Consider the following 9,314-nt stretch of genomic DNA (forward strand, 5'->3'; position numbering starts at 1 on the left):
AGGAACGCCTCCTCCGCGGGCGTCGTTTCGTCGGCGCCCTGCACATAGAAGAGGCTGTGCTGCGTCGAATGAAAATCGACCATGGCGACCGGGCGTACGCCTGCGGGCAGGCGATCGAGCCAGTTTTTGATCGCGCGCGTTTCGGGCTGCGAAAAGATGCCCCAGTCGCGATTGAGATCGACGCCGCCGCGGTTCGCGCGCCAGTGACCCCGCGCGACACCGTCGGGGTTCAGCAGGGGCAGGATAAGGAATTGCGTCGCTGCGGTGTCGACGCGCCCCGCGGCGATCTCGTCCGCGAGCGCGCGCAAAAAGGCATCCATCGCGAGCGCGCCGGTAATTTCGGGCGGATGGGCGCGTCCGATCAGGACGACGAGCCGCGGCGCCTTCGTGTCGCCGATGTGGACCGCCGATAGCAGCCGACCGTCGAGCGACGCGCCAAGTGTCAGCCGCTCGGCTGCGGGTAGCGCCGCAAGCCGGTCGAGCAACGCGTCATAGCGGTCGCTGCCGAACAATTCCTGTCCGCTGACGATCCCTTCGCCGGCGGGCAGCGAGAGCGTGGCGCTCATTCCGTCCGCCGCAACGCTGGCGGACAGCGGAGCGACGGCGCCGCCTACGGTCAATTTGGGCGCATAGCGATGCGCCGCGCCAAGATAGTCGAGCTCGACCGAAATATCGGCCGACCCGCTCGCCCGGTAGCGGAAGGCGTACCAGGGGCTCGGGTTGATCGGCGGCGCATGTTCGGGGCCGATCAATATCGCGAACGACCGCTCGCCCCGGATGACGCAGCGCGACGCGGGCGCTTCGTCGAAATCGAAGTCGATCCGTACCGTGCTTGTCGCGCACCCCGAACCGCGCTCGACCGGCGCGGCGGCGAGGGACGGGGGAAGCGGGGGTGTGCCGCTGCACGCCCCCGTCCCTCCGATGACCAGCGCAAGCGCGACGCGCTGCGCCAGGGCGCTGGACAGCCGCATTGCGCTAAAACTTCTTGCGCAACTCGACATGGAACACGCGGCCGCGCGCGGTGTAGAGATTGCTGAAGAAGCCATAATCCTCGTCAGCAAGCGGCGGATCTTCGTTGAACAGATTGTTGATCGCGAAGCGCAAGCGGGTGCCGTCGAGCGGGGTGTCATTCTTGATCGTGTAGGCGATCGAGAGGTTCAGCGTAAACTGGTCGTGCACCGGGTAATAGTTTGCATTCGGATCGTCGGAATCGATCAGCACGTCGCGGATCACGCTCGTGTCGTATACCTTGCCCGTATATTGGCCGAACAGGCCGATATCGACCGGGCCGCTTCCCCAGTTGATCGCGCCGGTCGCGCGCCATTTCGGCCGGCCCTCGATCTCGACCAGCTCGCCCAGACCGCCGACCGTCACGTCGAGCGGCAGGACGCCCGAGGCGATGCCATCGATGATTTCCTGACCGTCGGGACCCGCCGACTGGACGAAGCTCATCAGGTGCGCGACGTTGAGGCTCAGGCGGAATTTGCCCATGCCGAAATCAGGCACCTTGTAGAACAGGCCGAAGTCCCACCCCTTCGAGACGCGGCTGTCGAGGTTGAGATAGGGGTCGAGCACCTGGGTGATCTTGCCCGCGGGGGCGAGGCTGGTGCCGGTGAACAGCGCAATGTCCTCCGCGGTCGGATCGGCGCGGATGACGTTGGGGTTGCTGCTGCCGTTCAGGCGGCGCAGCAGGTCGAGCGCGATGGCATTGTCGTCGCCGAACGTACCGACCAGCCCGGTCTGCTTGACGCGCCAGTAATCGGCGGTCAGCGTCAGCCCCGGGATGAAGCGCGGTTCGAGCACGATACCCAGGTTGATGCTGGTGCTGTCCTCGGGCTTCAGATTCTCGGTTCCCGAACGATAGCTGATCGTGCCCGCGCCGGTGCAGGAACCGAGGCTGGAGATCAGCCCCTTTTCGAGCTGTGCCTGGCACAGGACGAAATCGTCGCGCGTGTTCGACCGCGTCGTTCCCGCGTCATTGACCTGCACCAGATTGGGCGCGCGGAAACCGCGCGACCAGGCGCCGCGGAAGGTCACGCCGGGGAAGACCGACCAGGATGCGGCGATGCGCGGAACTGCGGCGGTTGCGTCGATATCCTTGAAATGCTCGACGCGGCCGGCGAGCTGGACATCGAAGCGGTTGATCAGCGGGATATTCATTTCCGGGCTGACGACCGGCACGAGCAGTTCGGCGAAGGCCGAATAGACTTCGCGCGCGCCGCTGGTGTCGGGCGAGGGGCTGGTGCCCGCAACGTCGCTGCCATTGACTTCGCCGGTCACGCTGTCGGTGAAGGTGATCGTCCCGTCGAGCCGCGGATCGCGGTCATCGTAGAAGGTTTCGCGGCGCCATTCGACGCCTGCGGCGATACCCAGATCGCCGCCCGGCAGCGACAGGAGGTCGTTGCGGCTGATCTTGAAGTCGCCGAGCGCGAGGCTGGTACCGCCCTTGCGGTAGACGTCGATACGGAAGGGATCGATCGACGAGGCCGGGTTGGGGGTGCAGTCGCCGATGCCGGGATCGGAGGTGACGCAGCCGCCGTTGAACGGATTATAGGCGTCAGGCGTCGTCAGGTTGATCTGGTTCTGCATCAGCGTGAGCGAGACGCGGTTGTGCGTCACATCGTTCAGCTTCGCCTCGGAATAAACGAAGCCGGTGTCGAAGTCCCACGCGCCGATATTGCCGCGCAGCCCGCCGACGAGGCGATAGACATTCTTGTCGACCGACACGTCGCGATTGCCGACGTCGACGAAGCGATAGCGCTCCATGATGACATCCACACCGCTCGCGGCGATGGTGGTGCCGGGCAGGCGGTTGGGACTGCCGACCGGGCCGAACGGGTTCCAATAGGCATTTTTCGAAATGCCGACCGGCACCGCGCTCAGGATGGCCGAAGCATCGAGCTGGCGGTTGTTTTCCGACCGGTAGAAGCTGCCTTCGAAATAGGCCTCGACATTGTTGCTGAGTTCGTAGCTCAGCAGCGCCATCGCATTGTAGCGACGCTTCTGGCTGATCAGGCTGTTGCCATAGATCGTGTTGTAGCGGACGTCCGTGGTCGGCGTCGTGCCGTTCCGGGCGCAGAGGCCGTCTCCGAAGTCCATCTTGCAGCCGGGAAAGCTCGACGGCTGGAGATAGAAATCATCGTCGCCGATCGGCGTCCGGCTCGACGGCGACGAACCCTGAATATCGAATTGCCCGAACGGACCGAAGGTGTTGCGATTGTTGAACGACGCGTCGCCCTCGAAGTCCGTGCCTTCGACCAGCGGCAGGCGATTATCGTCCGCGGCATAGTCGCGTGCGGCATTCGACAGCCCGTTTTCATAGAAATAGCCGCCATAGACAGTCAGGTTGCCGCGTCCGCCGCCGAAGTCGAAACCATAGCCGCCGGAAATCTGGTAGCTGTAGAGGCTGGTGCCGTCGGAGGCGCGCCAGTCGCCTTCAAGGAAGCCGCCCTTCATGTCGCCCTTGAGGACGGTGTTGATCACGCCCGCCACCGCGTCCGCGCCATAGATCGCCGACGCGCCGTCGCGCAGCACTTCGAGCCGCTTGACGCTGCCCGGCGCGATTTCATTGGTGTCGGAGCTCACCACCGGCACGAGCAGTTCGGTCTGGAAACCGGGGTGAAGCGTCATCCGGCGGCCGTTGATCAGCAGCAGCGTGTTGCCGGTGCCGAGGTCGCGCAGGTTGATCGAGCCGACGTCGCCGCGGACATTGTTGACGGTCGACGAATTCTGTTCGTTGAACGCGACGGTGCCGGCCTGCGGGATCGCCCGGAACAGCTCGTCGCCCGACGACGCCCCGGTGTTTTCGATCGCCGTTTCGTCGAGCACCGTGACGGGCAGGACGTCGTTGATCTTCGCACCCTGAATCTGCGACCCGGTAACGACGATCGCCTCATTCGCATCCGCGGGCGGTGCCGGCTGGTCCGCGCTCTGGTCCGCCGCGGTTTCGGCGGCGAGCGGTTCCTGTGCCTGTGCGACGGTCGCCGCAAGCAAGCTCGGTCCGCAGAGTAGCGCCAGCTTTGCGATGGTGATTGCACGCATGGATATTTCCCTTCCCCTGTTGTCTGTATTCATCGATCGAATGGCCGCCTGGTCATCCAGGCTTCGAACAGATCGGGCCATTGGCTGAGGATCTGGTCGGGCGTGCCGAGGCCCCATCCGTGGCCGCCCTCCTCGAAAATGTGCAGCTCGGCCTTCGCGCCCTTGGCGAGCAGCGCCTGGAACAGCGACAGATTATGGCCGGGCGGTGCGATCGGATCGTCGGATGCCGAAAATAGGATCATCGGCGGTGCGTTTCCGTTCGCCAACGTATCGAGCGACCAGGCATCTTCGGCGGCTTTGGTCGGATGCTCGCCGATAATCTCGCGCCGCGTCCGCGTCGTGTCGAACGGCTTGCGCAACTGCACCACCGGAAAGAGCAGCGCCGCGAAGTCGGGGCGTGCCGGGGCGTTTTCGAAACGATCGGTGCCGTCGTAGAATTTCTGGTCGGGCCGCAGCGCGGTGAAGCCTGCGAGGTGCCCGCCCGCCGACATGCCCATGATTCCGATGCGGTCGGGCGCGATGCCGAAATCGGCGGCGCGGGTGCGCACGATCTTTATCGCTCGCTGCGCGTCGGCGAAGGGCGCGCTCGCGTCCCAGCCGTCGCGCGGAAGGCGATAGATCAACTCGAACACGGTATAGCCGTGCAGCTGGAGCCATTTCGCCGCGGGCGTGCTTTCCTTCCACAGCTGGATACGGAAATAGCCGCCGCCACCGCAGACGATGACCGCGCGGCCGTTGGCGATATTGGGCCGGTAGACGCGCAGCCGCGGGGTCGCGATATTCGATACCGCGCCATAGCCGGTCCCCGCGCCGCCGATCTTTTCGGGGCCGCTGGGGCCGTTGCCCCCCGGCGGTTTGCCGGGCCAGAGCGGAATTTCCTCGACCGCAAAGGCAAGCGCCGGCGCCGATCCGGCAGCGCTGACGGCACCTGCGAGCGCCGCGCCGCCGGCAAGGATGGACCGCCGCGAGATCATGCGCTTTCTCCTGCTTTGCTCATCGCAAGGCTGTGCGGGCCGGAGCGTTCGTGGCGCTCGCTATCTTCACTCGGCAGCGCCATCGGCGTGCCGGCCATCGCCGCCGCCAGCCGATCAGTATCGAGCGCCTTTTCCCATTTGGCGACGACGATCGTCGCCACCGCATTGCCGATGAAGTTGGTGAGCGCCCGGCATTCGCTCATGAAGCGGTCGATCCCGAGGATCAGCGCCATGCCCGCAACGGGAACCGACGGGACGACCGAGAGCGTCGCGGCAAGGATCACGAAGCCCGCGCCGGTCACCCCGGCCGCGCCCTTCGAGCTGATCATCGCGACAAGGACGAGCGCGAGCTGCTCGCCGAGCGACAGGTGGATGCCCGTCGCCTGCGCAATGAACAGCGCGGCGAGCGTCATGTAAATGTTGGTGCCGTCGAGGTTGAACGAATAGCCGGTCGGCACGACGAGTCCGACCACCGTCTTGCGGCAGCCGGCGACTTCGAGCTTTTCCATCAGGCTCGGCAGCGCCGCTTCGGATGACGAGGTGCCCAGCACCAGCAGCAGCTCTTCGCGGAGATAGCGGATCAGCGCGAAGATCGAAAAGCCGGTGAAGCGTGCGACCAACCCGAGCACGACGACCACGAACAGCAGCGAGGTGAGGTAGAAGGTCGCGACGAGCGTCGCGAGGCTGGCGAGTGACCCGATCCCGAACTTGCCGATGGTGAAGGCGATCGCGCCGAACGCGCCGATCGGCGCGAACTTCATCAGCATGTGAACAAGCTTGAAGATCACTTCGCTGAACGACGTCAGCAGATCGAGCACGAGGTCGCTTTTGGGGCGCGTCGTGAAGATTGCGACGCCCGAAAGGATCGCGACGAGCAGAACCTGCAGGATTTCGCCGTCGGTCATCGCGCTGAACAGCGTCGTCGGGATGATGTTGAGCAGGAAGCCGGCGAGCGATTGTTCCTCGGCGGTGTGCGCGTAGGTCGCGACTGCGGTGGTATCCAGCGCGGCGGGATCGATGTTGAGCCCGGCGCCGGGCTGCACGATGTTGGCGACCGCCAGGCCGACGATGAGCGCCAGTGTTGAAAAGGTCAGGAAATAGATGAAGGCCTTGGCCGCGACGCTGCCGATCGACGACATGTCCTTCATGCTGGCAATGCCGGTCGCGACCGTCAGGAAGATCACCGGCGCGATGATCATCTTCACCAGCTTGATGAAGCCGTCGCCCAGCGGCTTCAGCGCCTCGCCGGCATCGGGATAGAAATGCCCCAGCAGCGCGCCGAGCAAAATCGCCACGACAACCTGGAAATAGAGCTGGCGATAGAGCGGTACGCGCTTGCGTCCGCCCATGCCGTCATCTGCCGCGATGCTGATCGACCCCATGCCATCCTGTCCCCTGTCCGCCGGCTCGAACCGGCCGTTGCGGGAATTCTAGGATGGTTCGCGGCGGGCGCAACGATCGCGCTGCCTCCCTTCGGCTCTATATAAAACAACGGCTTATGATGATCTCCGATCAAATTTGTGCAGATTTCCGCATATTTTGGATATACAAAGTGCGGATATTCGCACATCAATCGAGCGATGACGGTGCTGGGAATCGATCTGCGCGCGCGGCGCTGGGCCTTGGCTGCGGGGCTATGCGCCTTGCTCGTCGTCGCGCTCGCGGTCGCGATCACCGATCGGGTGATGCACGATCGCGCGCTGTCCGAGCAGGCCGGGCTCGCACGTAACGACGCGGCGATATTGGCGTCGAGCCTGCGCAGCGAGCTCGACAAGTTCAGCCTGCTACCGATCGCACTCGCCGACGATCCGCAGGTGCGCGCGCTGGCCGCGGGCGACGGTGCTTCGGTGGCGGCGCTCAACGGGCGGCTAGAGGCGCTTGCGCGCCAATCGGCGGCGGCGGCGATCTATGTGATGCGCGCCGACGGCACGACGCTCGCGGCGAGTAACTGGCGGCTGCCGACCAGCTTCGTCGGGTCGAAATATGCCTTTCGCCGCTATTTTCACGATGCGCTCGCTAATGGATCGGCCACCCAGTTCGCGCTCGGCACCGTCAGCCGCGAGCCGGGGCTATACATCGCGCGGCGCATCGGGACGCGCGCCGCGCCGCTCGGCGTCGTCGCGGTGAAGGTGGAGTTCGACGGGCTCGAGAGGAGTTGGCGCGACACGGCCCAGCGCGTCTATGTGACCGATCGCGACGGGGTGGTGCTGCTGGCAAGCGACGAGCGTTGGCGGTTTCATCTGGCCCAAGGCGCGAGCACCGACGCGCGCGATGCCGAGGCCGATCTGCGACAGTTCGGCATCCGGACGCTACGCCCGCTCGCGATCGTTTCGCCCAATGAGGGCGAGGCGGTGCGTATCCCGCTGCTCGACACGCGGCAGCCGATCCTTCCCGACGGATGGGTGCTGCACCTGCTCGCCGATCCGGCGCAGCGCGTCGATGCGGCGGTGGCGACCGGGCGGCTGGCGCTGGCGCTCGGCTTTCTGGTGCTGGCGGTCCTTGCCGCGACGGGCGTCGTGATGCGCCGACGCCGCGATGCGCGCGCGCAGGCGCTGCTCGACGAGCGAACCCGCACGCTGCGCGAACAGCTATCGCAGGCCAACCGACTGGCGACGCTCGGCCAGATATCGGCCGGCGTCGGGCACGAGATCGGGCAGCCGGTCGCCGCGACGCGGGTTTTTGCGGAAAATGGGCAAAAGATGCTCGCGGCCGGCGAGGTCGAGCAGGCGTCGGGCAATTTTGCCCGCATCGTCGATCTGGCGGACCGGATCGGACGGATCACCGGCGAACTGCGGCGCTTCAGTCGGCGGCAGCCAGCCGACCGCCGCGAAATGCCGCTCGGCGAGGCGATCGACGGGGCGCTGTTGCTGCTGCGCGACCGCATCCGCTCGATGCACGTCGCCATCGACCTGCCGCCCGAGGAGGCAACGCAGGTCGTCGTCGCCGCCGAACATGTCCGGCTCGAACAGGTGCTGGTCAACCTGCTGCAAAATGCGCTCGATGCCGCCGGAGAAGGGGGCAGGGTGACCGTCGCCGTCGATGCGGGCGGTGATGCCGTCTGCCTGCGCGTGATCGACAGCGGGACGCCGCTTTCGCTGGCGCAGGCCGACGATCTGTTCCGGCCCTTCGCGACGACCAAGCCCGACGGCCTCGGCCTCGGCCTTGTCATCGCGCGCGACATCATGCGCGATCTTGGCGGCGAGCTTGCCTATGATGCGGACGCATCCGCGACGACCTTCGTCATGACGATCCCGCGCGCATGACCGGCGTGCGGCCCACGGTCCTTTTCGTCGAGGATGACGAAACGCTGCGCGAGGCGACGGTGCAGGCGCTGACGCTCGAAGGTTTCGAGGTGTCGGCCCACGCCGATGCCCTATCTGCGCTGCGCGCCGTCACCCCCGCCTTTGCCGGCGTGATCGTCAGCGATATCCGTATGCCCGGAATGGACGGGATCGCCTTTTTCGACCATCTGCGCGCGCTCGATCCCGAAATGCAGGTGATTTTCACGACCGCGCATGGCGATGTCGCGATGGCCGTCGAGGCGATGAAAAATGGTGCGGCGGACTTTTTCACCAAGCCCTATTCGGTCTCGCGGCTGGTGCATGCGATCGGCCGGGCGCACGACCGGCGGGCGCTGGTGCTCGAAAACCGGCGCCTGCGCGACGCGCTGCGCGAGCGGGAGCATCGCCGGATCGGCGGCTCGTCGCAGACCGCCGAGCGGCTGCAGCGCCTGATCGCCGAAGTCGCGCGTGCCGATGTCGATCTGGTGATCTCCGGGCCGACGGGCGTGGGCAAGAATTTCGTCGCGCGGCTGGTCCACGACCTCAGCCCGCGGCGCGACAGGCCGTTCGTGACCGTCGATGCCGGCGTTCTGATGCACGACGACGCGAATCTGATCCTGTTCGGGCGCGATCCTTCGGTGGCGCTGTCACGGTCGGGCCTCGTCGAACGGGCGCAAGGCGGCACGCTGGTTCTCGACGAGATCGAGAGCATTCCCGAGCGAGCCAAAGCCCAGTTGCTGAGCCTGATCGACACGCGTCGTTTCCTTGCGATCGGTGCCGAGCGGCCGCGTTCGGTCGACGTCCGTATCATCGCCATCTCGCGCAGCGCGGGCGAAGGAGAAGGCGCCCGGCCGCTCGATCCCGCACTGCTCCACCGGCTCGGCGGCATTGCCATCGCGCTGCCCGATCTGGCGAGCCGGCGCGAGGATATTCCCGATCTCTTCCGCGAATTTGTGGCCGCGTTCGAGGCCGAACTGGAACTGGAGACGAGCGATCTCGGCGAAGCCGAATGGCGCCA

General features: G+C 65.8%; 6 protein-coding genes. 2 read left to right on the top strand and 4 right to left on the bottom strand.

Features of this window, described 5'->3' with window-relative positions:
- From ABS88_RS00510 to ABS88_RS00525, 4 genes are all read right to left on the bottom strand, one after another.
- The coding region (locus tag ABS88_RS00510) for a M14 family zinc carboxypeptidase (protein WP_286748646.1) at nt 1–971 on the bottom strand (971 nt) is incomplete at its 3' end.
- A 4-nt stretch (nt 972–975) separates the two neighbouring features.
- Nucleotides 976–4,041: a TonB-dependent receptor domain-containing protein gene (locus ABS88_RS00515; RefSeq protein ID WP_286748647.1), complete on the bottom strand. Its 3,066-nt coding sequence runs from the start codon at nt 4,039–4,041 to the stop codon at nt 976–978.
- Nucleotides 4,042–4,070: 29 nt separating this feature from the next.
- Nucleotides 4,071–5,015 carry an alpha/beta hydrolase gene (locus ABS88_RS00520; RefSeq protein WP_286748648.1) on the bottom strand — a complete coding sequence of 315 codons (945 nt, stop codon included), beginning with the start codon at nt 5,013–5,015 and terminating at the stop codon, nt 4,071–4,073.
- Nucleotides 5,012–6,397, bottom strand: coding sequence for a dicarboxylate/amino acid:cation symporter (locus ABS88_RS00525; protein ID WP_003039910.1), 1,386 nt, complete (start codon nt 6,395–6,397; stop codon nt 5,012–5,014). The genes ABS88_RS00520 and ABS88_RS00525 overlap by 4 nt, the downstream gene beginning before the upstream one ends.
- Nucleotides 6,398–6,601: 204 nt before the next feature.
- On the opposite strand from ABS88_RS00525, the gene ABS88_RS00530 reads away from it, so the two are divergent.
- Together ABS88_RS00530 and ABS88_RS00535 are read left to right on the top strand one after the other, a co-directional pair.
- The gene (locus ABS88_RS00530) at nt 6,602–8,278 is read left to right on the top strand and encodes a sensor histidine kinase (RefSeq protein WP_286748650.1); all 1,677 of its coding nucleotides are present in this window, start codon (nt 6,602–6,604) and stop codon (nt 8,276–8,278) included.
- A partial coding sequence (locus ABS88_RS00535; protein WP_286748651.1) for a sigma-54-dependent transcriptional regulator occupies nt 8,275–9,314 on the top strand: 1,040 nt, incomplete at its 3' end. The genes ABS88_RS00530 and ABS88_RS00535, both read left to right, overlap by 4 nt.

The organism is Sphingopyxis sp. SCN 67-31, assembly GCF_001725095.1.